At 38.0% G+C, this 21,839-nt stretch carries 25 protein-coding genes and 1 pseudogene; 12 read left to right on the plus strand and 14 right to left on the minus strand.

The window, feature by feature from the left end; all coding sequences use genetic code 11:
• Window positions 1-29 precede the first annotated feature (29 nt).
• From F564_RS0113480 to F564_RS19275, 4 genes are all read right to left on the minus strand, one after another.
• Complete coding sequence (locus F564_RS0113480; RefSeq protein WP_028123117.1) at window positions 30-659, minus strand: DUF5683 domain-containing protein; 630 nt, start codon at window positions 657-659, stop codon at window positions 30-32.
• Window positions 660-1,550 carry a ParB/RepB/Spo0J family partition protein gene (locus F564_RS0113485; protein ID WP_028123118.1) on the minus strand — a complete coding sequence of 297 codons (891 nt, stop codon included), beginning with the start codon at window positions 1,548-1,550 and terminating at the stop codon, window positions 660-662.
• 60 nt (window positions 1,551-1,610) lie between these two features.
• Window positions 1,611-2,384 carry a ParA family protein gene (locus tag F564_RS0113490; RefSeq protein ID WP_028123119.1) on the minus strand — a complete coding sequence of 258 codons (774 nt, stop codon included), beginning with the start codon at window positions 2,382-2,384 and terminating at the stop codon, window positions 1,611-1,613.
• 187 nt (window positions 2,385-2,571) lie between these two features.
• Entirely contained in the window at window positions 2,572-3,396 is an 825-nt protein-coding gene (locus F564_RS19275) for an energy transducer TonB (RefSeq protein ID WP_051259678.1), read from the minus strand.
• A gap of 179 nt (window positions 3,397-3,575) precedes the next feature.
• On the opposite strand from F564_RS19275, the gene F564_RS0113500 reads away from it, so the two are divergent.
• A complete protein-coding gene (locus tag F564_RS0113500; RefSeq protein ID WP_028123120.1) occupies window positions 3,576-4,910 on the plus strand; it encodes an aspartyl protease family protein in 1,335 nt (444 codons plus the stop codon).
• A 43-nt stretch (window positions 4,911-4,953) separates the two neighbouring features.
• Window positions 4,954-5,469: a US12 family protein gene (locus tag F564_RS0113505; RefSeq protein WP_028123121.1), complete on the plus strand. Its 516-nt coding sequence runs from the start codon at window positions 4,954-4,956 to the stop codon at window positions 5,467-5,469.
• Here the strand turns inward: F564_RS0113505 and F564_RS0113510 are convergent.
• From F564_RS0113510 to F564_RS0113520, 3 genes are read right to left on the minus strand one after another with little or no spacing between them, the layout of a single operon-like run.
• Window positions 5,466-6,299, minus strand: a complete 834-nt coding sequence (locus F564_RS0113510; RefSeq protein ID WP_028123122.1) for a glycosyltransferase family 2 protein — start codon at window positions 6,297-6,299, stop codon at window positions 5,466-5,468. The genes F564_RS0113505 and F564_RS0113510 overlap by 4 nt on opposite strands.
• A complete protein-coding gene (gene recR / locus F564_RS0113515) occupies window positions 6,299-6,910 on the minus strand; it encodes a recombination mediator RecR (RefSeq protein ID WP_028123123.1) in 612 nt (203 codons plus the stop codon). The genes F564_RS0113510 and recR overlap by 1 nt, the downstream gene beginning before the upstream one ends.
• A 43-nt stretch (window positions 6,911-6,953) precedes the next feature.
• On the minus strand, window positions 6,954-7,448 hold the full coding sequence (locus F564_RS0113520; protein WP_028123124.1) for a dihydrofolate reductase: 495 nt from the start codon (window positions 7,446-7,448) through the stop codon (window positions 6,954-6,956).
• Between the two features lie 198 nt (window positions 7,449-7,646).
• Between F564_RS0113520 and F564_RS0113525 the strand changes: the two genes are divergently transcribed.
• Window positions 7,647-8,666 (plus strand): glutaminyl-peptide cyclotransferase, encoded by a 1,020-nt coding sequence (locus tag F564_RS0113525; RefSeq protein WP_028123125.1) that lies wholly within the window; start codon window positions 7,647-7,649, stop codon window positions 8,664-8,666.
• 59 nt (window positions 8,667-8,725) lie between these two features.
• Here the strand turns inward: F564_RS0113525 and F564_RS0113530 are convergent.
• The 6 genes and pseudogenes from F564_RS0113530 to tsf all read right to left on the minus strand — a co-directional run.
• A pseudogene (locus tag F564_RS0113530) lies at window positions 8,726-9,037 on the minus strand (DUF6759 domain-containing protein); the annotation flags it as partial.
• A gap of 139 nt (window positions 9,038-9,176) precedes the next feature.
• A complete protein-coding gene (trmB, locus tag F564_RS0113535) occupies window positions 9,177-9,857 on the minus strand; it encodes a tRNA (guanosine(46)-N7)-methyltransferase TrmB (RefSeq protein WP_028123127.1) in 681 nt (226 codons plus the stop codon).
• 106 nt (window positions 9,858-9,963) lie between these two features.
• Window positions 9,964-10,764, minus strand: a complete 801-nt coding sequence (locus tag F564_RS0113540) for a hypothetical protein (RefSeq protein WP_028123128.1) — start codon at window positions 10,762-10,764, stop codon at window positions 9,964-9,966.
• A 148-nt stretch (window positions 10,765-10,912) separates the two neighbouring features.
• Window positions 10,913-13,291, minus strand: coding sequence for a T9SS type B sorting domain-containing protein (locus tag F564_RS0113545; RefSeq protein WP_028123129.1), 2,379 nt, complete (start codon window positions 13,289-13,291; stop codon window positions 10,913-10,915).
• Between the two features lie 58 nt (window positions 13,292-13,349).
• Window positions 13,350-15,686 carry a choice-of-anchor L domain-containing protein gene (locus tag F564_RS0113550; RefSeq protein WP_228373909.1) on the minus strand — a complete coding sequence of 779 codons (2,337 nt, stop codon included), beginning with the start codon at window positions 15,684-15,686 and terminating at the stop codon, window positions 13,350-13,352.
• Window positions 15,687-15,835: 149 nt separating this feature from the next.
• Entirely contained in the window at window positions 15,836-16,660 is an 825-nt protein-coding gene (gene tsf / locus F564_RS0113555; protein WP_028123131.1) for a translation elongation factor Ts, read from the minus strand.
• Window positions 16,661-16,898: 238 nt separating this feature from the next.
• Here tsf and F564_RS19980 point away from each other — a divergent pair, with 238 nt between their 5' ends.
• The 9 genes from F564_RS19980 to F564_RS0113600 all read left to right on the plus strand — a co-directional run bounded on the left by F564_RS19980 (window position 16,899) and on the right by F564_RS0113600 (window position 21,506).
• Window positions 16,899-17,468, plus strand: coding sequence for a DUF6759 domain-containing protein (locus tag F564_RS19980; protein ID WP_154656876.1), 570 nt, complete (start codon window positions 16,899-16,901; stop codon window positions 17,466-17,468).
• A 35-nt stretch (window positions 17,469-17,503) separates the two neighbouring features.
• Window positions 17,504-18,262, plus strand: coding sequence for a hypothetical protein (locus F564_RS0113565; protein WP_076605675.1), 759 nt, complete (start codon window positions 17,504-17,506; stop codon window positions 18,260-18,262).
• Window positions 18,263-18,353: 91 nt separating this feature from the next.
• Complete coding sequence (locus tag F564_RS0113570) at window positions 18,354-18,968, plus strand: deoxynucleoside kinase (protein ID WP_028123134.1); 615 nt, start codon at window positions 18,354-18,356, stop codon at window positions 18,966-18,968.
• Between the two features lie 69 nt (window positions 18,969-19,037).
• Entirely contained in the window at window positions 19,038-19,388 is a 351-nt protein-coding gene (locus F564_RS0113575; protein ID WP_051259680.1) for an arsenate reductase family protein, read from the plus strand.
• Between the two features lie 158 nt (window positions 19,389-19,546).
• Window positions 19,547-19,795 (plus strand): 50S ribosomal protein L28, encoded by a 249-nt coding sequence (gene rpmB, locus F564_RS0113580; RefSeq protein WP_028123136.1) that lies wholly within the window; start codon window positions 19,547-19,549, stop codon window positions 19,793-19,795.
• The gene (gene rpmG, locus F564_RS0113585; RefSeq protein ID WP_028123137.1) at window positions 19,795-19,977 is read left to right on the plus strand and encodes a 50S ribosomal protein L33; all 183 of its coding nucleotides are present in this window, start codon (window positions 19,795-19,797) and stop codon (window positions 19,975-19,977) included. Before rpmB ends, rpmG begins: the two co-directional genes overlap by 1 nt.
• 19 nt (window positions 19,978-19,996) lie before the next feature.
• The gene (locus tag F564_RS20280) at window positions 19,997-20,152 is read left to right on the plus strand and encodes a DUF4295 family protein (RefSeq protein ID WP_076605676.1); all 156 of its coding nucleotides are present in this window, start codon (window positions 19,997-19,999) and stop codon (window positions 20,150-20,152) included.
• A gap of 110 nt (window positions 20,153-20,262) precedes the next feature.
• Window positions 20,263-21,216, plus strand: a complete 954-nt coding sequence (ftsY, locus tag F564_RS0113595; RefSeq protein WP_028123138.1) for a signal recognition particle-docking protein FtsY — start codon at window positions 20,263-20,265, stop codon at window positions 21,214-21,216.
• Between the two features lie 35 nt (window positions 21,217-21,251).
• Complete coding sequence (locus F564_RS0113600) at window positions 21,252-21,506, plus strand: GlsB/YeaQ/YmgE family stress response membrane protein (RefSeq protein WP_028123139.1); 255 nt, start codon at window positions 21,252-21,254, stop codon at window positions 21,504-21,506.
• Window positions 21,507-21,646: 140 nt separating this feature from the next.
• Here F564_RS0113600 and F564_RS20285 read toward each other — a convergent pair.
• On the minus strand, window positions 21,647-21,839 hold a 193-nt coding region (locus F564_RS20285), incomplete at its 5' end, for a transposase (protein WP_154656877.1).

Here is a 21,839-nt window from a genome sequence, read left to right on the forward strand (position 1 = left end):
ATGTGTACAGAGGATCTCTATCTCCTGCTTTAAAATCTAAAATTAAGACTTAATCCTGCTCTTGCATAGGAATTAGTGAATTGATCGCTGATAATTGTTGGTGTCACCGCAAGATCAGGATCGTGACGGCCCTCGTAGAGATGTGCATCTACTACAGCATCTACGATATTAAGAATATAAATCAAAGCGGAAATACCGATGGCATAATCGCGTTGCCTTTTGGAGGTATCCTGGGCATTTCCCAAAACGGTCTTATCGACACCATTGATATTGGAAAACTCGTGAGGCAGGCCGTTCAGCTCTGCAACAAAAGCATTCCTGTAACGCTTGTACTGTTTGTCATTCCAAAGTGCAACGCCAATTCCTGTCCCCACAGCACCCCAAACGATTGGGATCTTCCAATATTTTTTATTATAAAACTGTCCCAATCCTGGCAGTACAGCAGAGTACAATCCTGCTTTTGCAGGACTTAGTTTCGTGACCTTTGCAGGTGCATTTTTTTGCTCTATATCTCCCAGAACCTGAGCTTCTGAAAACGGCTTTGCAGCAGGAATACTGTCCTTCGGAAGGTTTTCTACGCGGATCGTATCATTAGGATTCACCTGTGAAAAAGCAAAACAGAAAGAAAAGAACAAAAAAATTGTCGTTAATTTTTTCATTTATCTGATATGGGCAAGAATGTTTTCCAGCTCTTCTTCATTTTTAAAATCGAGAACAATTTTTCCTTTTTTCCCATTGGCCGCAGTTTTGATTTCCACTTTGACATTCAAGAGGTCGGAAAGATTTTTCTGGGCTTTTTTGAAATGATTTGGAATAATGGTTTGTTTGACCTGTTTTTCGGAATCCGCCGTATTTTTCATTAGGCCTGCCAGCTGCTCAGCCTGCCTTACATTCAGTTGTTCCTTGATGATCCTGCCAAACAAGATCTGGCGTTTCTCTTCAGAATCCAGCCCCATCATTGCACGACCGTGGCCCGCAGAGATTTGTCCGCTTCTGATCCCGTTCTGGATATCCGGAGACAACTTCAAAAGACGAACACTGTTTGTAATGGTACTTCTCTCTTTACCAACACGCTGGCTGAGGTTTTCCTGCGTCATCCCTACTTCATCCAACAGTCTTTGGTACGTCAATGCGACCTCAATCGGATCCAGATCTTCTCTTTGGATATTTTCTACCAAAGCCATTTCCAGCAATTCCTGATCATTGACCAATCGGATGTAGGCCGGAATAGTTTCTAGGCCTGCAATCTTGGAAGCACGGTAACGTCTTTCCCCAGAAATGATCTCGAATTTCGGGCCGTCTTTTCTAAGTGTAATTGGCTGAATGATGCCAAGACTTTTGATCGATTCTGCAAGGTCACTCAGTGCTTTTTCATCAAAATAAGTTCTTGGCTGATTGGCATTGGGATAGATATCTTCGATAGAAATTTCTACGATATTTCCTACCAAAGATTTTGCGCCTTCATCCGAAGCGGAGTTGATATTGGATTTGCTCTCGGCATTCAAAATTGCGCCTAAGCCGCGACCCATTGCTCTTGTTTTGTCTTTCATTATTTATGAATGATGATTGATAAATGATAATTGATGAACCTTAATTCAACAAAACATTTTTTAATTTTTTACTAATTTTTCGTTTCTCAACAACACCTCTTCTGCCAGCTGTATGTATTGGATCGCCCCTTTGCTTTCGGCATCATAACTAAGGATACTTTCGCCAAAACTTGGCGCCTCGCTCAGTCGCACATTTCTGCTGATGATGGTCTCAAAAACCATTTCTGGGAAGTGAGAATTAACTTCCTCTACAACTTGGTTGGACAATCTCAATCTGCTATCGTACATCGTCAGAAGCAAACCTTCTATATCCAAATCGGGATTGTGTATTTTCTGAACATTCTTGATGGTATTCAATAATTTACCCAAACCTTCCAAAGCGAAATATTCACATTGGATCGGGATGATCACAGAGTCTGCTGCTGTTAAAGCGTTGATGGTGATCAAACCTAAACTGGGTGCACAATCGATGATGATGTAGTCGTAATCATCTTTGATAGATTTCAGAGCTTCGCGCATCATGTACTCGCGGTTTTCACGATCTACCAATTCTATTTCTGCTGCAACCAAATCGATATGAGAGGGAATAATATCCACGTTTGGCGAGGTTGTCGGCAAGATACATTTTGCAGCTTCTGCGCTATGTTCTAATAAATGATAGGTAGAAAAATTGATCTCTTCTACACCCAAACCAGAACTTGCATTGGCTTGTGGATCTGCATCTATCAAGAGAATTCTCTTTTCCAAAACGCCCAAAGCTGATGCCAGATTGACTGCAGTCGTTGTTTTTCCAACGCCACCTTTCTGATTTGCAACACCTATAATTTTTGCCATAAACATTAATTTAATCCCCAAAAATACGATTTTTTAGTACTTGTAAAGTTTTGAAAAACCGGCAAAGCCGTTAAAGTATTGTTAATTAAACGGTTGACTTAAAAAAAAATTATCCACATTTCCTTTCAAAATGTGGATAATTATAAAAACCCCGATATTTAACATTGACATGGTTTTGATTGTCAGGCTATTCAATTTTCATAGAAATGGGCATTCTGAAAGCCGATCTTACAGGTTTGCCATTTAATTGTGCGGGTGACCATTTTGCTTTGATCGATTTTATTGCCCTTTCTGCTTCAGCATTGAAGTCTGTATTGCTACCATTGATTTTCAAATGAGAGATACTCCCGTTTGTTTCTACCACAAATGTAATGACTGCAGAAACCATTCCGCCTTTATCCACTGCTTCTGTATCAAAATTTTGGGCTACTTTTTCACGGAAAGCGTTGATCCCGCCTTTAAAATCCGCTGCAACATCTACCTCTGCCACAGTTCTAATCTTATCTGGATCTTCCGCTTTTACCGGTGCAACAGAAGGAGGTGCAACAGATGGTGGGCCTGCAACTATCACTGGTGGCACTGTAGTCAAAGTCGTCTCTGGACCTGCGGAAGTTACTGAACTTACGGCTGCATTTTTCTTATCCGCGTCTGTAGGCATTGGTTTATCTTCTTTAAGCTCTTTTACCGGCTTGAATTCCGGGGATGCCACAGTTTTAACTTTTTGAGGCATCACAGCTGCAGTTGTTGCTTTGGGTGTATCTACCTCTTTGATAATGGTAATTTCTCTCTTAGAATGATCTTCCACAGGAAGGACCGCTTTATCCTGAAAAGCGGAAAAAACCAAGGGAATAATTGATATTGATCCAAAAAAAGCAACCCCAATCAGCACCGCTTTTGTAAGGTCATTAGCATAATTATTTCTAAGTGCATAGGCGCCGTAAGCTTTATTTCTGTTGGAGAAAACGATCTCGTCCAAGTTGTCATTTCCGAATAGCGTTGATAGATTTTTCATAACTGATAGATAATTTAATATTAAACGATTAATAACATTTTGTGAAAATATTTAAAAATAACATCAAATAATATTCCATTTCCGTATTAATTATCAAATAAATTATGATTAATATATATAATTTATAAAATAAACACGGCGGAAATTGTTTTATTTAAAAATTCATGTAATTTAATGTGATGAAATTCTTATTGACGCTCTGTTTTATTTTTTGTTTATCCATCAAGGCTCAGGATGGTTTTGTCTTGGAAGGTGCGGATAAAACAGTGGTAAAATTCAAGCTGATCAATAACCTCATCCTTGTTCCGGTGACTGTCAATGGTGTAGAACTTCATTTTCTTTTGGATTCTGGCGTTGCAGAGACGCTTCTTTTCAGCTTGGAAAATAAAGATGTCGATTTCAAAAATATCGAGAAGATCACCTTCAAAGGCTTGGGAGAAACCTTAAGCATTGAGGCTTTAAAATCGATTAAAAACAATGTGAAGATTGGTAAAAACTTCGTGGATCAGTCGCATACGATTTTCTTGGTTTTAGATGAAGAATTCAATATCTCACAAGACGTTGGCGTTCCTGTCAACGGAATCATCGGTTACTATTTTTTCAAAAATCAGCCGGTGGAAATTGATTACATCAAAAAAACAATAACCATTTATAAAGACCGGTCCAAGTTCCCGAAAAAAGTGCGGCGGTTTTCTGATTTTCCGATGACTGTAGAATTCAATAAGCCTTATATGTATGCGGATGTGTCAATGAAGCACGAAAAAGAAAGCTCCAAACTCCTTTTGGATTTGGGAAACACTGATTCTGTATGGCTTTTCCCTGCATTAATAAAAGACTTTATCTACAACAGACCGCATATTGATGATTTTTTGGGACGCGGCTTCAGTGGTGATATTTTCGGAAAGCGAAGCAGGATCAACTCACTGTCAATTGGGAATTTTGAACTTAAGAAACCAATTGCCTCTATGCCGGATGAGTTTTCTATCCAACATCTGAAACTGGTAAAAGATAGAAAAGGCTCCATTGGTTCTGAGATTCTCAGGCGATTTACAGTTATTTTTGATTATCCTGAAGAAAGGATTTATTTCAAACCAAACAGAGACCTGGATGATCCATTTATGATAGACGGCAGTGGACTGGAAGTAAAGCAAGACGGACTGCTGTGGGACAAAGAACAGGTGCAGGTACAAACAGCAAAGAATGATCGCACAAGCAGCGAAACCAGAGCATTGGACAACAGGACAGATAAATTCCAATATAAATTCACGTTAAAACCTTTATTTTTAGTGTCTGGTACGCGAAAAGATTCACCCGCACAGAAAGCCGGAATTCTAAAAAATGATGAACTCATCAGCATCGACAAAAAAAATGCAAAAGATCTGACCTTGAACAAAATCCATCTTATCCTGAAAACGGATGTGAGCCGAAAAATACATCTGGAAGTTAAAAGAAATGGCCTCCTTCTTAAATTTGAATTCAAGCTGGAAGATCCCATCCCTTACATAGAGGAATAACAATTGATAAGCAATGCCTACCAAACAAACCTGACCTAAAACTATGAGCGAAACCCTGAACAACATTAGAAACAGACCGAGATTCAAACTATACACGGATCTTTCTCTGGAAGAGTATGAACGTCATCTGAGAGATTATCTAGAGAAGCATCACCAGCAGTTTTTTGGAAATATCAATAAGGAAGTGGCGACTATCTTTGTACGCAACCATCACAATAACTACTGGAAACCCAATCTGGCTTTGAGAATCGAGAAAGAGGATGAAAAAACTGTGATTCGCGGCATTTTTGGACCCAGCTCTGCAGTATGGACATTCTTTATGTTTCTGTACTTTCTTTTCACAATAGCCTGGATGGTGTTCATCACCCTTTTCTACGTTGAAAATCAAATCAACACAAACAACTATCCGTGGGCACTGCCATGCTCTTTTACCATACTGGGATTGATTGGGCTGACTTACGCTGCAGCGAGATTTGGGCAACTGAAGGCCAAAGATGAAATGCAGGAATTAAGAAAATTTGCAGAAGAATCTACCTTACACACCGAAAGCGCAGATTAGTTTCTGATTTTTTGAGCTTCTACGTAGTGTTTAAATTTCAAACCTGCTTTCATTAGTACAAACTGAAAGGGCTTTTGTTTTTTGTAATATTTGTTGATGAAAATATCCATTGCACCAAAAAAACGCTTCAGATAGATCTCGTCTTTCACAGTGCTCTCGCCTTTGTAATGGAGAATGGAAAATTTTCCGTAATAGAAATTCCTGTAGCCTTTTCTAAGAATTGTATAGCAAAGATCAATGTCTTCACCATACATAAAATACTGCTCATCAAAACCGCCAACTTCCTCGTAAACAGACTTTTTAATCAGAAGATTCGCACCGGTCATTACCTCTACTTCTGCAATATCCGTTTCTGCAATGTCATTTCTGTAGTAGGTTTTGGAATCGTTGTTGAGTTTTGTAAACAATTTTTCGAAGGAATTAATGAGTGCAGGAACCGACCTTTTACTCTCAGGTAAAAAATGGCCTTGTGCATCGTGCATCCGCAATCCCAACGCACCGAATTTATTTTGACGATCAGCAAAGTCAAGAATTTCTTTAAAATAATTGCCTTCTATTTCTGTATCGGGATTCAAGATATAAACATATTCGCCAGTTGCAGCTTTGACACCAATGTTATTCGCTCTCGAGAAACCTAGATTTTCTTTTAACCCAATGAATTGGACATCAGCAAACGCCTCCATCAATACCTTCCAATCCGTATTTGGAGAATCATTATCAACCACAATAATCTCATAATCAAATCCTTCAAAATACCTATGAATAGAAAGAATACATTTTTTCAAAAGATCCTTCACCTGATAATGGACAATAATAACGCTTAGTTTCATCAGCCAGCTTCGTTGTAAACAGTTCTGTTCGTTATAGATCTCCCTAGGGATATTTCGTCCGCATACTCCAACTCGTCGCCTACAGAAATCCCTCTTGCAATGCTGGAAAATACCACTGGAAAATTTTTGAATTTTTTATAAACATAATATGCCGTCGTGTCGCCTTCCATCGTTGCGCTAAGTGCAAAAATGAGTTCCTTCACCACGCCGTCGTTTAACTTTTTTTCTATACTTCCAATTCTCAATTGGCTTGGTCCGATGCCTTCCATTGGTGAAATCTTCCCGCCAAGAACCAGATATTTACCGCGGAATTTACCCGTATTTTCTATCGCCATCACATCCCGTACATCTTCTACAATACACAGCAATTCGTCATTCCGCCTGTGATCGCTACAAATGTCGCAGATCTCTGAATCCGAAAAATTATGACACTCTTTGCAGTATTTGATATCCGTCACCAGATTCTGGATAGATGTTCCTAAAGAAATCCCCTGAGAAGCCGGTTGCCGCAAGAGATGCAACGCAAGCCGAAGCGCCGATTTTTTCCCAATGCCGGGCAAACCAGATATCTCTTCTACCGCTTTCGATAAAACTTTGCTTGGATAATCCATAATTGTAAGATATCAGACAAAAGATCTAAGAATCAAGATTTTTTCAGTCTTTGTTTATTTTCTCGTAGGTTTGGAAATAGAAATTATGATTGTTGACTTCGTCCTTTTCGTGGAATTCTTCGTTGGTTTTCTGCCAGATTTTCAAATCGATCTTTGGAAAAAAAGTATCAGCTTCAAAATCTTCGTCCACGTAAGTGATCTCCAATCTGTCTGCCAGTTCCATCGTTTGATTGTAGATCTCTCCACCACCAATGATGAAGACCTCTTCGTCTATTTTTTTCGCAAACTTAACAGCTTCCTTCAGTTTTGACACAATCAGAATATCTTCTGAGAACCAGTTCTCTTTTCTGCTGACAACAATATTAGTCCTGTTGGGTAATGGTTTACCAATACTTTCATACGTTTTCCTTCCCATAACAATGGGATGATTTTCTGTAAGCGATTTGAAATGTTTCAGATCTTTTGGAAGGCGCCAAAGCAATTGATTGTCTTTTCCTAAGGCATTATTTTTTCCTATAGCGGCAATTATCGTAATCATAATGTCTACAAAACTACATTTTTATGTTTAATTAAGAAAAATTTATGCGATGTTAGTTTTCATATTTTGTATTTTTGACAAAGTTTTTTGGGTTTTAATTTTATGGAGCCATGAATTCTGTAGATTGAATGAAACCAATTAAGACGTCAAATTAAATTTAAATCAAATCCGGAAAAGTCCGGTGAATAATATCTTCCAATGAAAAAGATTTTTTTAGCATCTGCTTTTGCGCTATTGTTTCTGGCAAGCTGTACCAATGACAAAGACATCTTAAACGCTCTTAATGATTATAACATCAGCCAGCAGGAAAAAGGTTATCATTTTGGTGACCAACTGAAAATACCACAAGATGTTTTGGATTATGCCGACGCTATTACAATCAGCTTTGGTGACAAAGAAAGCAATAGCCTGACGATTGATCCTGGTTTTTTTACATTGGGCGAAAATGATGTCACCTTTAACATCAAAACAAAAGGTGGCGAAGTTTTGCAACAGGATGCAACAATCAATGTTTTTGCAAAGGCGAAAGCAACTCCTTTATCATACGAAGTTGTGAACCAGTATCCACATAGCCCTGATCACTTTACAGAAGGTTTTGAACTGCACGACAACATTGTGTATGAAAGTATAGGTTTGGAAGGAAAATCCAAGCTTCTGAAATATACCCTAGGAACCACAACACCATTACAGGAAGTTCCACAACCGGCCAATATTTTTTCTGAAGGCATCACTCTTTTTGGTAATAAGATCTATCAATTGACATACAGAACAAAAAAAGGTTTCATTTACGATTCTACTATGAAGCTTGAGAAAGAATTTGAATACCCTAATATCATTGCAGAAGGTTGGGGAATGACCAATGACGGTAAAAACCTGATCGTCTCAGACGGAACCAAAAACATCTATTTCCTGAATCCTGCAAACCCTTCTGAAATTGTAAGATACATCTCTGTAGCCAGCGATAAGGAAGGCTATGAGCAAATCAATGAACTAGAATACCACAACGGATCCATCTATGCTAATGTTTGGCAGAAACCCATCATTCTTAAAATAAATCCTGCAAATGGCGAAGTCATAGGCATTATAGATCTTAGCAATATCACAAAACAAAATACGGCAGGCAATGATGATGTCCTGAACGGCATTGCTTTCAAAGGCGATCATATGTTGGTGACAGGGAAAAACTGGAGCAAAATTTATGAAATCTCCTTGAAATAGACAGGAAACAAAATCGATTTAAAATAATAAGAGAGCTTCACGATGAAGCTCTTCTTGTTTTATTGAATAACTGCTAACTTATCACTTTCGGGATTCTTAACAACAGAATATTTTATATTGACCTTCGTATTATCAGATAATGTTTTATGAGCCTGGTATGGGGCTTTACAAACATCGGACTTCATCACATACGCTCCTTTTTCCACCACAATGCTTTCTGTTTTTTTGGAACCAACAGGCAGAGCGTAAGACTTACCTCCAAGAATATGCATTACAAAATCACAGTCTGACTCATTATTGATGACCAAAACCGTGTTCTTGTTTGCCGCATCAGAATTGAATAACTGATTGAGCAATACAACCGTTTTATCATCTTTTTTCTGTTTTTCAGGTTCTGCTTATAGAGGATGATTTTCCAAAATGACAGATGCGTTTTTCTCTCCAATAAAGGAGAGCGCGTTGCTGGATGCACAACTCAGTAAACCGCAGGCCAAAAACAGTAAAAAGATTTTATTCATTTTTCAATTTGAATTTGATGTAGGTAATTGTCTTTCCCTTGGAAGAGAACAATTCCTCATAGTAGGTTCTTATATCTTTCAGTAAAGGTGTGTCTGGCTGGTATTCTGCAGCGCCGTAAATATCGTGATGGGCAGTGAGAATCTCATGACCCAAACCTTGCAAAAGTCCCAAAGTATAGCCGTGAAGATATTCGGAATCTGTTTTCAAATGCATGACGCCGTCCTTTTTCAGGATCTGGCTGTACTTTGCCAAAAACTCAGGGTTTGTAAGCCTGTGCTTGGTTCTTCTGTACTTGATCTGAGGATCCGGAAATGTGATCCAGATTTCGGAAACTTCATTTGCCGCAAACAGGTGGTCTATTAATTCTATTTGTGTTCTTAGGAAAGCGACATTATGGAGACCACCTTCAATAGCTTCTTTGGCTCCGAACCAGAATCTGGCACCTTTGATATCTACGCCTATAAAATTCTTGTCTGGAAAAGCTTTTGCCAACCCAACAGAATACTCTCCTTTCCCGCAGCCAAGTTCCAACACTATTGGATTGTCATTCCCGAAAAACGCATTCCATTTCCCTTTATGCGGGAAGTCACTGATGGCTTCTTCGCGTGTTGGCTGTATAACGTTTCGTAAAATTGTATTTTCTCGGAATCTTGCAGCTTTGTTCTTGCCCATGTTTATATAAATGTTTTTAATCTTAAAAACGTAACAAAACTATACAATTTATTTCAAATTGTATAGTAGAAATGTTTATTATTTAAAATTTGATAATTGGTTGATATTATTTTGAAATTTCTGATGTTGCCTGCATCAGATGAGAGTTCTGTAATCTTCTGAGATAAATGGGAAGATACTTTTCTATGTAGGTTTTCGTAGCTTCATAATTGTTGGTTTCCAGATAGTCTGTGATGTTGTCTGAACTGTAGATAAACTGTAAAAAATTAGGAATCAGTTCCTTCGGGATTTTCATTCTGATAAAATAGTCATCGCCAAAATAATCCTGCAGATTCTTAATATTTCTGCTCATCCTTTCGTACTGATAATAGCGTTCTTTCTTTTTCTTCTCACCGGAGATGAGATCAAAAATACTGTCAATACTAAAACTAAGGCCCTGGTTGAAACCCAACACGGGGATTTGAGGAGAAGTCCCGTCACCTTTTGGCTCAGGAAGCCCGATCATCTTTCTCAGTTCAAAAGCCTTTTCTGACCCTTTCAACATGGCTACATCTCTCCTGAGATTGCCGGTAGGTTTGAAAGAGCTCAAAATAACTTCCTGAATCTCATAATAAGCGATCTGTAACTCTATGAAGTTTTTTCTGCGATCCAGCATTTCTGCTGTCATCTCCACATCTTTTCTTTCTGTTGCGATAGAAGTGAATCTAAGGATGTCACCTACTTTTGCAGCAATCCGGAACTCGCCGTTGTAATTGGCAAGCACACTTTTGTGCGCATTGATATTGGTCACGTAAACCTGATTGAGATATAGACTTGACTTATCCCTGATGAAGATCTCACCTTCAAAATCCTGCCCGTCAATGAATGCTAAACAAAATAATAGCACGACTGTAAAAATCTTCTTCATATAATGCGGCAAATTTATAGAGAATTTAAGATAGAATCATTACAAAAGAAAGCCGATAAGGTTAAAATTTTATTAAACTTTATCGGCTTTCTGTTAAGTACTTTTAATAAAAATCTGTTTTAGAAAATTATCGTTAAAAATAATATTCCTAATCAGAATTTCTGTTTTTCAGGAGGATCCAGCCGGAATGGCTGACTGGTTTAGAATTTTCAAAATCTTTCCAATTCATGAGATACCAATAGCCGGACGTTGGTAACACCCTTCCGTTTTGCTTGCCATCCCAGGTATAATTATTTTGAGGGTTACCCTCGAAGAGTTTTCTACCTGCACGGTCAAAGATCTGGAACCTGACGTCCATCTTGTACCTTAGAAGGGACATATCCAACACATCATTGACACCATCACCGTTGGGTGTTATAAGGTTGTAGATTTTGATGATGGAAAATTCTTTTTCTGCCGGCTCACAATTGTCAGCAGAAATTACGGAGACCTTGTGCAGGCCGACAGAAACATTTGTAAAGATGTTCGAAATCTGATAATCGCCACCATCCAAAGCGTATTGATAAGGTACTAATGCTCCTGTTGCGATGACCGTGATATCCTGACCTACGATCTGTATATCGTCTATCATTATTTTTTTTATATCAATCGTAAATTGAATGGTTTCACAATCGGAAAAAGTCCCAATACCACAAAAGGAAACCTTTAATATATCGGTTCCTGATTCCCCTGGATTCGGGGTATATTTCAGCATGCCATTACCCAGATGGACCACTTTTCCTTTCTTGGGTTGCACATCGATATTTACAGTTGCAAAATCAATGGTCTGTGTACTCAGATCAAATTTGACCGGTATGTCCAATTCTGCACAAGTTTCATAATTAATATTGGTGTAAGTGGTACAGTTATAAAATTTGAAATCTTTGGTCTGGATTTCCGGGCAGGAGCCTTGCTGTATTTTCACCGCATAGATCCCCGCTTGTGAGGGTTTGTAGTTATGGGTATTGTTGACACCTGGTGCTGGAGAATATGCTCCCGCACTATCCTTTATCAGCCACTGATAGAAACTGAAACCTTCTGTGACCGTCAACTTCACGTCTGGAAGACATTCGCCTTCGGTCTTTAGAATCAGTGGAATAGAAGAAAAGCCTGCGAAATAGCCACCGTATCCAAAAGCAGCATTTCCACTGGCAATCCCAGCAGTTACCGCTTTATCTGAAACGACTGTGATATTACCTTTAACATCCGGAATAGAATAGGTCACCCACTGCTGATTAGCTGTGATATTTGACACATTATAAGGACCATAAACCGTGGCAGGGACAACGCCATTCACTTTTACGGTGGCGCCCTTTTCCGTGATGATATTTAATTTGGTCAGAAATCTGTTATCAGGGTCTGTTTCCTGTATTTTATTGATATAACTGATCTCGTCAATCTTTCTGGGAAGATAGCAGTTGAGAGGTGGGATATAATTCATACCGCCAGTTGCTAATGGAGAATTGCCGCCCTCTACACCACCTAACAGTTGATAAACATAGACGTTTTTATCTGTTTTTATATGAATATTATAATGCCCGTTACCTCTATGTACGTAATTGGTCTCATAGACACGGTAATAATCACCAGCATCAGCTAATGTGGCGATTGGCAGAGTCGCATCATTGAGGTAAATGGCCGTGTTTTTCTGCGTGGCAACAATAATCGCACCCTCCATCTGATCCCCGATTCGGCCGTATCCTTTTACAATTACAAACTCATCCCCCAATTTGTCTACCGGGACGGACTGATCCATTAAAATATCGGAGCCATTGGCGGTTGCAGAAGCATACTGCCCATTAAAATTGCCATTGGACATAGAGATTGGCTTGTCAGAAATGACTTTTGCACCAATGAAACCATCTCTGTTGTCAGGAGCATCCACAGTACTGACATCTACAATGTAAGACTGCCCTTTGTCTAGTTTAAAAGTAACGGAGGAAGGATTTCCGAGACCATTCAGAAAGATGTTTTTTTTAAAATCACCTATCGTCACAGTGGTATTATCTTCTGTAGCAAGAAAACTGGCAGATGCGCCATAAAAAAGATTGGCCTGCTCATTGGGAGCCATTACGGTAAAGAATTCTTTTCCTAAACCGGCTGTTCCTTTGGAAGTAATGATTTCGGAATGGTTGGTAACACCAAAACGAAGATTGGCAAAAAGAGGACGCTCACCTTTGATGTATAATCCTTTTGTACCTACCTGGTTGAGATCATCAGCCACATCAGTGATGATGTAGCTTCTGCTTATATTAACCACTGCGGGCGCGCCTTTACTTATTGTTTTTTGTTGTATTAACAGATTATTACTGTAAATAGAAACCAAAAACGGCGTTGTTTCACTAGTTGACAGATGAAGAAATTGCTCATAGCCTTGTTTATTCATTTGTCCATCATACATAGGAGCAAACCAATGTTCTCTGTCCAACTGTGCTACTATTTTTACGGAAAAAGTAAAAAACAAAAGGATTAGTAAAATTTTCTTCATTGTAATATCAAATCATATATTACAAATGTAGCAAAAAAAGAATTTTAGGACTTCAAAATCATTGATTTCTGTTTTTCAGCAAAATCCAGCCGGTATTCTGTACTCGCTGGGGATTTCCAGACTCGTTCCATTCCAAGATATACCAATAGGATGAAGTGGGTAGAGTTCTGCCATTCAGTTTTCCGTTCCATGTAAAATTATTGTCCTTATCTCCTTTGAAAACCAAAACGCCATAACGGTCATAGACTTCAAATTTCGGTTCCGCTTTTGTAATCAGATCAGAATAATCGATGTAGTCATTGACACCATCACCATTCGGGGTAATGGCATTTTTGGCATTAATGATCGTAAAATCCCTTGTAAGAGATCCGCAAGCATCCATCACCTCTACGGTATGATTGCCTTTCGGAACATTTTCAAACACGTTAGACGACTGATAACTGCCCTCGTCTAATTTGAAACGGTAAGGCGGAATGCCGTTTGCTGCCAGCACAGTTACACTATGACCCTCGATGAGCGCATTGTTGATCGCTAGATCTGTAGGTTCTGAAATTTTGACCTCCTGACTGTAAACACAATCATTGAGTCCAAGCTCTACGATATAATCCCCCGCAGGAAGTTTTGGCGTCTGACGTAAAGTACTGATAGTAGTCTTTAATGGATCTGCTTTATCATACCATCTGTAGCTACTAAAGCCAGCGCCGGCATCACGATCTATTGTTGTTCCTTTACAGATCAAAGTATCTTTTAAGACCGTCGATCTTTTTGGTTGCTTGAAGTTGAAACTTATTTTTGCCACATTATCACAAAGTCCGGACTGATGAAAACGAAGATAATAGGTTTGATTGGGATTTTTCTGATCTAGAGTGATTTTTGTGTTGGCGAGATATTCTTTTGAGTCTTTATTTTTGGCACCATTTTCAGATTTATAAAAAGCCAAACTTGCATCATAACCTGCAGGTATTAGGGAATTGATATAAAAAGAACTTGACATATCGATCTCCTTTTTTCCTTCTAATTCATCATCACAAACATCGATTGGCTTGTTGCTGAATGCATTATCAAAAACACTTAAAGCTCCTCTATTGAATGTCACTTTGGTTAATGTAGGCGTACAGTTTCCAGGCTTCACCCATAGATAGATGTCTTTTGAGCTTGAGCTAAATTGTATATTACTAATAGCCTTGGTCATATCAGGATTATTGATATTCGCAGGCGCATTTTCAAAATATTTGATATTGTAAGAATAATCGGGTGACAGGTTAGAAATAATCTGCTGTGTATAAAGATTAAAATAGACTTCAGCATTGCCGTCCAGATCATCATCGCACAAGTTATTAAATACTGTGGTGCCAATCACTGGAAGTATCTGTTGATCCACCCTCAGTTTCCCTTTCAGTTTACAACCACTATCAAGTAGAATTTCTACTTCGTATAAGCCTGGATTATTATAATCAACAGTGTATTTGGGAAAATTACCTGCAAATCCCGGAATTACAGTTCCATCTTTGTACCAAACATAGGCTTTTGAAGTACCTTGCAAAACAGGATCTGGGGTTGCATCTATGGTATAAGACCCAGAAATACAGAGCGCTGTCCCGTTTTCAAGTGAGAGATCGGGGCCTAGATTTTTGTTCCCAACAAAGCTTCCCGCTTTTAAAAATACAGCAGAGTCAAATTGATAATTTCCCTCGTCCGCGATGACAATTTTTATGTGATAAGACACACCAAGCTCGATGCTGGCAGTAGCAGACATTACTTTGGTCTGTCCATTGAAATTGGTAGGGCTGCTTGCGCCATTGTTGTATCCTATAAATCCGCCAAAATAGGTAGGGTCGCCCATCGCACAACTGGAATTGACATTGGGAACTGTTACAGGCTTATTGGTTCCGGGGATACGAGCAAAATTTGTATAAGGATCTGCGCTTCCCGTTTTTTTGATAAAAAAAGCCAATCCATCTGAGTAACGGCAGTTGCCTGGCCGATATTCCTCTGAAAGAAACATGTACTCAAAACTAATCTGATCACTTGAAGTGGAAACAAAATCAAATTCCAACGCAGTTGCATCTACTGTATATCCTTTTATTTCAGTATCCAGATCCTCATCTCCGCTCCACCCAGAGCCTGTAAAACTTTGAATCGGATTATTTTTAGGACCTTCCGCCGATTTTGCTTTACCTGTGGATAAAATAATACCTTTATCGATATCAAAAGTACTCGTGTTTTTATCAAAATAGCCATAACTAAAATTTCCACCTTGGTCCCAACCTGTGATTTTGGCACCACTAACGCTGATACATCCAGTACCTGAGGCCAAAAACTGACTGAGAAGTTGATTGGCGTCATTATTATTGGTATCTACGCTAATATACTGAGCCTTAGTATCATTAATCAAAATCAGACTAAAAAAGCAAAGTAAAAACTGGAAAAATTTATAAGATCTCATTTAAACAAATAGGACTGCAAAATTATTCATTAATTATGACATAAAAAATCCTGCTGTAAAAATACAGCAGGATTTATATTTATTGATCAGAAAATAGATTAAGCTAAAGCAACTCTTACGAATCCCGTTACTTTAAGATCTCCATTGACAGACTTCACATAGTCAGCAACGCTGATTCCAGCATCTTTGATGAAAGACTGGTGTACCAACGTATTGTCTTTGTAGAATCTCTGCATTTTACCTTTCAAGATATTATCTATGATGTTTGCAGGTTTCCCTTCTTTTGTCAACAATTCTCTTTCGATTTCCAATTCTTTATCAATGGTATCCTGAGAAACCTGAGTCTCATCAAGAGCAATTGGGTTCATCGCAGCTACTTGCATAGAAACAGATTTTGCAGCTTCGTCAGCGCCGTCTACTTTTGCAGAAAGAGAAGTAATTGCAGCAATTTTGTTTCCAGCGTGGATGTAAGCTCCTAAGAATGCCCCTTGAATACTTTCAAAAGCACCGATCTCGATTTTTTCTCCGATAACGCCAGTTTGTTGGATCAATTTTTCAGCAACAGTCTGTCCGTGGAAGTCAGATGCCAAAAACTCTTCTTTGGTAGAGTAAGCGATAGCCTGCTCAGCCAGTTCGTAAGCCAATTCTACGAAAGAATCATTCTTCGCTACGAAGTCAGTCTCGCAGTTAAGAGAAATAATAGCTCCCAATGTGTTGTCTTCATTTACTCTTGCGATCACTGCACCTTCAGAAGAATCTCTGTCTGCTCTGTTTGCAGCCACTTTTTGTCCTTTTTTTCTAAGGATGTCGATTGCTTTTTCGAAATCTCCTTCAGCTTCTGTAAGAGCTTTCTTGCAATCCATCATTCCTGCACCTGTGGTGTTTCTTAGTTTTGCTACATCTGCAGCTACTGGTGTATACATAATGAAATTATTTTTTTATTAATTTGTTTTGATTTTCGTTTTCACGTTTTTCAGCGTGCAAATATAGTGATTTTTATAAAAAAATAATACACATTAACATTCTTAATAAAATACAACTCACAGACTGTTTTTTAAATCAAAATAATAAATTTCTTATTTATTTATTATAAATCTCTAATCATTTTACAAGATTTATTTTATTTTTACGTTTCAAATCAATAACAGATCTTAATACATAATGAATAAGATATTTTTACTTCTATTTTTTCTGATGTCCGTTTGTATATTTTCCCAAGTCAGTGTTTTTGAAGCAAAAAAAACCAATGACAGAGCCATCGTAGAAAAATTCATCCGAGACAATCCTAAACATCTTGCCGTTCCGGAGCTGCAAAGACGATTACCATCCTTGTCATACGGAAGTGGATCCTCTGCTGTTGCCAAACCGACAATCACACAAATGACGGAAAACAAAATTGAGAAAACGTCCAAAGTAGGAACCACTGCCGCCAAAGGCCAACCTTCTGAACAGGCAAAAAACACAGCTGCAATGCTCACCAGCCTCTTCAGCAATGATCCCAACAAAAAAGAAGTCATTGTACAATTTGTCAACAAATCCCAATGTGTCCTCATTATCAAAGTAAGCGGTAAAAAATTCTATAATCTAACGGTACCAGCTAATGGACAGAATTTCATTATGGTAGAAAAAGGAAGCTATAATGTGAGCACATCTATTTGTGACGCAGTTTACAATCAAAACAAAGCGCTTACAAAAGATGTCATCATCACACTGAACGGAGGTAAGAGATAAAAAAAATACAACATCAATTCCTAACAACATTTTTTTTGAGGTTACTCCCACTTATCATCATCCTCTGTTCAAGCTTATTTTTTTCTCAGAAAAGAATAAGTCTAGATTCTTTGCAGACCACAGACATTCAGGAATTATTAGGAGACGATTACAGCAATATCTATCTGTACAAGAATAAAGACCTCAGCTTTACAAAATACGACTCTGTAGGAAAACAACTCGGGAAACTGATGTTGACATTCCCTTATAAGATCCAAAGCGTGACCAATCCGCTGAACATTGTGATGTTTTCCGAAAACGCTCAGGAAATTAAATTCCTAGATCAGAATCTTAACGAAATACAAAAAATCAATCTCAGTACGACATTTGGATTTATCAGAGCGGTGTACGCAGAAGACCTACAATACGCTTGGATGCTGGATGAGAGCAACAAGACGCTTGTCCAGTATAACTTCCGCAGCCACTCCATGATCAGTTCTTTTCCATTTCATATTAATCTACAATCACTGAAGGATTTTGTAGTTTATCATAACAGGATCTATCTGCTCCGCGAAAACACATTTGAGGTTTACACCACAAACGCCAAACTACTCTATTCTATCACAATTTCCAAAGCAAGAAAATTGCGCCGAATCAATGATGACATTCTGATATTTGGAAGCCAGAGCGTCCAGAAATTTGATGGCAAAAACCTAACCGATATTTTCAAAAACGAAAATGCAAAAATTGTGGATAAAAATAACGCCGGATTTTTGGCACTCATAAAAGACAAGCTTTATCTTTACACCAAATAATTGATAGTCTGTAAATCATCAATGCTCGTACGACTTATGGTTTTTCCATATTATCATTTATCAACTATAACTTATCAATCACAAACGAAGAATGCATATCGCTGTTACAGGAAACATTGGCGCCGGGAAAACAACACTTACCACGATGTTGTCAAAACACTACAATTGGGAAGCACAATTTGAAGATGTAGATCACAATCCTTATCTGGATGATTTTTACAGCGATATGTCCAAATGGAGTTTTGCGCTTCAGATTTATTTTCTGGGAAGCAGATTCCGTCAGGTGAAGGAGATCCGTGAGAGCGGCAAAAACGTCATCCAAGACAGAACCATCTACGAGGACGCCCATATCTTTGCAGAAAATCTTGCAGAGATGAACTTACTTTCCGAGCGCGATTTCAACAATTATTTATCAGTTTTCAGGCTGATGAAAGACTTTGTTTCGGCACCGGATTTGCTAATCTATCTTCGCGCAGACGTACCCACTCTTGTGAGACAAATCTCCAAAAGAGGACGTGAATATGAGGCCGGAATCAGTATAGATTACCTATCAAAACTGAACAACAAGTACCAAAGCTGGATCGAAAACTACAAAGAAGGGAAACTCCTCATCATCGATGTTGATAACCTGGATTTTGTAGAGAAACAAGAAGATTTTGGTTACATATTAGAAAGAATTGATGCAGAATTGAATGGTTTGTTTTAAATTATTTTTGGCGAAATAATTGCACAGACCTCCAAGAAGAGAATCGCCAAATTTTAAATTTAAAGCATCATGATAAAAGTAATCCACAACAACAGCTGCCCAAAATCAAAAGCTATTTTGGAGTATCTGGACGAGAATGATATTAAATTTCAAATCATTGATATCAAAAAAGATCCGTTGAGCCTTTTTGAATTGCGAACTCTATTCAAAAAACTGAATAAAAAACCAAGCAGAATTTTGCGACATTCTACAGAACTGTATAAAAAATACTTTTCCAGTACAGAAATCGTGGATGATGAGCAAGCACTAGAAGTGATCGCTTTGAATCCAGAACTGATACAATGCCCTATTCTGATCAAAGGAAAGATCGCAATGATGGGAAACCCGTTGGAAAACGTGAAGTTCTTTATAGAAAATTAAGATTAAACCAGAGCGCACAGCTAAAAAAGGTGAATTACTAATGATCAGACATTTCACCTTTGTTTTTTATGAATTATTTTCAAAATAATTTGTCTATCCGGAAAATATTCCTTTATTTTGCACTCTCAAATATTCATTAGTCAAAAGAACATCGAGATATGTCAAGAATTTGCCAAATAACAGGTAAGCGTGCAATGGTAGGAAACAACGTTTCCCACGCTAATAACAAAACGAAAAGACGTTTTGAAATTAATTTACTAGAGAAGAAATTTTTTCTTCCTGAGCAAGATAAATCAGTAACCCTGAAAGTGTCTGCACACGGATTGAGAATCATCAATAAGATTGGTATCGAGGAGGCGCTTGAAAGAGCCGCTAGAAATGGATTTATTAAAAACACTACTAAGTAATGGCTAAAAAAGGTAACAGAGTTCAGGTAATTCTAGAATGTACTGAGCACAGAGAAAGCGGAGTAGCAGGAATGTCAAGATACATTACTACAAAAAATAAAAAGAACACCACAGAAAGATTGGAGCTTAAAAAGTTCAATCCGGTTCTTAAGAAATATACTGTTCACAAAGAAATTAAGTAATCTATAAAAATATTTTACAATGGCAAAAAAAGTAGTAGCAACGCTTCAAGGTGGTGCTGGATCAAAAAAAATGACCAAAGTGATCAAAATGGTGAAGTCTCATAAATCTGAAGCTTACGTTTTTGAAGAAAAAGTAATGAACGCAGACGAAGTTGAAGCTTATCTTAAAAAATAACCATTCGACCGAATACAATATAGAAAACTACTCTTTTCAAGGGTAGTTTTTTTGTTATATTTGTTTTCGGTAAAATCATGTATCGATTATCATTTATCATTTATATATCAATGAGTTGGTTTAAAAAAATATTCAAAAAAGAAGACAAGGAAACGCTTGACAAAGGATTAGAAAAATCCAGCCAAGGTTTTTTTGATAAAATATCCAGAGCTGTTGTCGGGAAAAACACCGTAGATGATGAAGTTCTTGATAACTTGGAAGAAGTGCTGATAGCTTCCGACGTAGGTGCAGAAACCACCATCAAAATCATCAAAAGAATAGAAGAACGTGTTGCAAGAGACAAATATGTCAACGTCAGCGAACTTGATGACATCCTGAAAGATGAAATATCAGGACTTTTACTAGAAAATCCACATCTGAACACAGACAATATCGACACAAGCAAAAAACCATACGTTATTATGGTCGTCGGGGTCAATGGTGTTGGAAAAACGACAACGATTGGAAAACTAGCGCATCAGTTCAAATCCCAAGGACTGAAAGTGGTTCTTGGTGCAGCTGATACTTTCCGTGCGGCTGCAGTGGATCAATTGGTCATCTGGAGTGAGCGCGTGGGCGTTCCTATCGTAAAACAGGAAATGGGATCTGATCCTGCATCTGTAGCTTTTGATACGGTACAATCTGCGGTTGCCCAAAATGCTGATGTTGTTATCATCGATACAGCGGGAAGGCTTCACAACAAAGTCAACTTGATGAATGAGCTTTCAAAGATAAAACGTGTGATGCAGAAGGTGATTCCAGATGCGCCTCACGAAGTTCTTTTGGTTCTTGATGGCTCTACGGGTCAAAATGCATTTGAACAGGCAAAACAGTTTACAGCCGCTACGGAGGTGACAGCTCTCGCAGTTACAAAACTAGACGGAACGGCCAAAGGTGGTGTCGTCATCGGCATATCAGATCAGTTTCAAATTCCAGTAAAATATATCGGGGTGGGAGAAAAGATGCAGGATCTTCAAATTTTTAATGGCATGGAATTTGTAAATTCATTCTTCAGAAAGAGATAAACAAATCATACTATTAACATTAAAAAATTTAAACTATGGGTATTTTAACATGGATTATTTTCGGTCTTATCGCCGGAGCAATCGCAAAAGCAATCCACCCGGGCAATGATCCTGGAGGTTGGGTAGTGACAATTATTATTGGAATCTTGGGTGCAATGCTCGGAGGATGGATTGGCACGACATTGCTAAATATAGATGTAACTTCTTTCTGGAGTCCAATGAGTTGGCTATTAGCCATTGGAGGCTCTGTTCTTCTGTTATTTTTATACAGGATGGTCACAAATAAGTAAACTAACATAATCGTTAATCAACAGCATTAGAAACATATTTTTAAAAAAGCGACAGAAATTCTGTCGCTTTTTTGTTACATCTTAATAAAAAACCTCTATATTTGATTTAAAATTAAATTAAGGCAACTCGTAGTGCATTATCAAACTAATGCAATTTTAATATTATTCATTTTTCTATTAAATACAAAAACATTTACAAATTGAATGAAAGTTAATGCTGTTATTTTGCTCAATATCCTTGTTTTAAAACCTTCAAATGATTTTGCGTAGTTGTTTCTGATTTTAAATTGGTCACAAAGCTGAGAGAATAATGTCTCTATTCTTTTTCTCGAT

Origin of the sequence: Epilithonimonas tenax DSM 16811 (assembly GCF_000428485.1) — a bacterium.
In the GTDB taxonomy this organism is placed as follows: Bacteria; Bacteroidota; Bacteroidia; order Flavobacteriales; family Weeksellaceae; genus Epilithonimonas; species Epilithonimonas tenax.

Excerpts from the sequence above, each read along its gene's own strand:
- F564_RS0113480 (WP_028123117.1), bottom strand. The coding sequence starts at position 659 with ATGAAAAAATTAACGACAATTTTTTTGTTCTTTTCTTTCTGTTTTGCT.
- tsf (WP_028123131.1), bottom strand. The coding sequence starts at position 16,660 with ATGTATACACCAGTAGCTGCAGATGTAGCAAAACTAAGAAACACCACA.
- F564_RS19275 (WP_051259678.1), bottom strand. The coding sequence starts at position 3,396 with ATGAAAAATCTATCAACGCTATTCGGAAATGACAACTTGGACGAGATC.
- recR (WP_028123123.1), bottom strand. The coding sequence starts at position 6,910 with ATGGATTATCCAAGCAAAGTTTTATCGAAAGCGGTAGAAGAGATATCT.
- F564_RS0113540 (WP_028123128.1), bottom strand. The coding sequence starts at position 10,764 with ATGAAGAAGATTTTTACAGTCGTGCTATTATTTTGTTTAGCATTCATT.
- F564_RS0113485 (WP_028123118.1), bottom strand. The coding sequence starts at position 1,550 with ATGAAAGACAAAACAAGAGCAATGGGTCGCGGCTTAGGCGCAATTTTG.
- F564_RS0113525 (WP_028123125.1), top strand. The coding sequence starts at position 7,647 with ATGAAAAAGATTTTTTTAGCATCTGCTTTTGCGCTATTGTTTCTGGCA.
- ftsY (WP_028123138.1), top strand. The coding sequence starts at position 20,263 with ATGAGTTGGTTTAAAAAAATATTCAAAAAAGAAGACAAGGAAACGCTT.
- F564_RS19980 (WP_154656876.1), top strand. The coding sequence starts at position 16,899 with ATGAATAAGATATTTTTACTTCTATTTTTTCTGATGTCCGTTTGTATA.
- rpmB (WP_028123136.1), top strand. The coding sequence starts at position 19,547 with ATGTCAAGAATTTGCCAAATAACAGGTAAGCGTGCAATGGTAGGAAAC.
- trmB (WP_028123127.1), bottom strand. The coding sequence starts at position 9,857 with ATGGGCAAGAACAAAGCTGCAAGATTCCGAGAAAATACAATTTTACGA.
- F564_RS0113505 (WP_028123121.1), top strand. The coding sequence starts at position 4,954 with ATGAGCGAAACCCTGAACAACATTAGAAACAGACCGAGATTCAAACTA.
- rpmG (WP_028123137.1), top strand. The coding sequence starts at position 19,795 with ATGGCTAAAAAAGGTAACAGAGTTCAGGTAATTCTAGAATGTACTGAG.
- F564_RS0113510 (WP_028123122.1), bottom strand. The coding sequence starts at position 6,299 with ATGAAACTAAGCGTTATTATTGTCCATTATCAGGTGAAGGATCTTTTG.
- F564_RS20280 (WP_076605676.1), top strand. The coding sequence starts at position 19,997 with ATGGCAAAAAAAGTAGTAGCAACGCTTCAAGGTGGTGCTGGATCAAAA.
- F564_RS0113520 (WP_028123124.1), bottom strand. The coding sequence starts at position 7,448 with ATGATTACGATAATTGCCGCTATAGGAAAAAATAATGCCTTAGGAAAA.
- F564_RS0113570 (WP_028123134.1), top strand. The coding sequence starts at position 18,354 with ATGCATATCGCTGTTACAGGAAACATTGGCGCCGGGAAAACAACACTT.
- F564_RS0113575 (WP_051259680.1), top strand. The coding sequence starts at position 19,038 with ATGATAAAAGTAATCCACAACAACAGCTGCCCAAAATCAAAAGCTATT.
- F564_RS0113545 (WP_028123129.1), bottom strand. The coding sequence starts at position 13,291 with ATGAAGAAAATTTTACTAATCCTTTTGTTTTTTACTTTTTCCGTAAAA.
- F564_RS0113490 (WP_028123119.1), bottom strand. The coding sequence starts at position 2,384 with ATGGCAAAAATTATAGGTGTTGCAAATCAGAAAGGTGGCGTTGGAAAA.
- F564_RS0113500 (WP_028123120.1), top strand. The coding sequence starts at position 3,576 with ATGAAATTCTTATTGACGCTCTGTTTTATTTTTTGTTTATCCATCAAG.
- F564_RS0113600 (WP_028123139.1), top strand. The coding sequence starts at position 21,252 with ATGGGTATTTTAACATGGATTATTTTCGGTCTTATCGCCGGAGCAATC.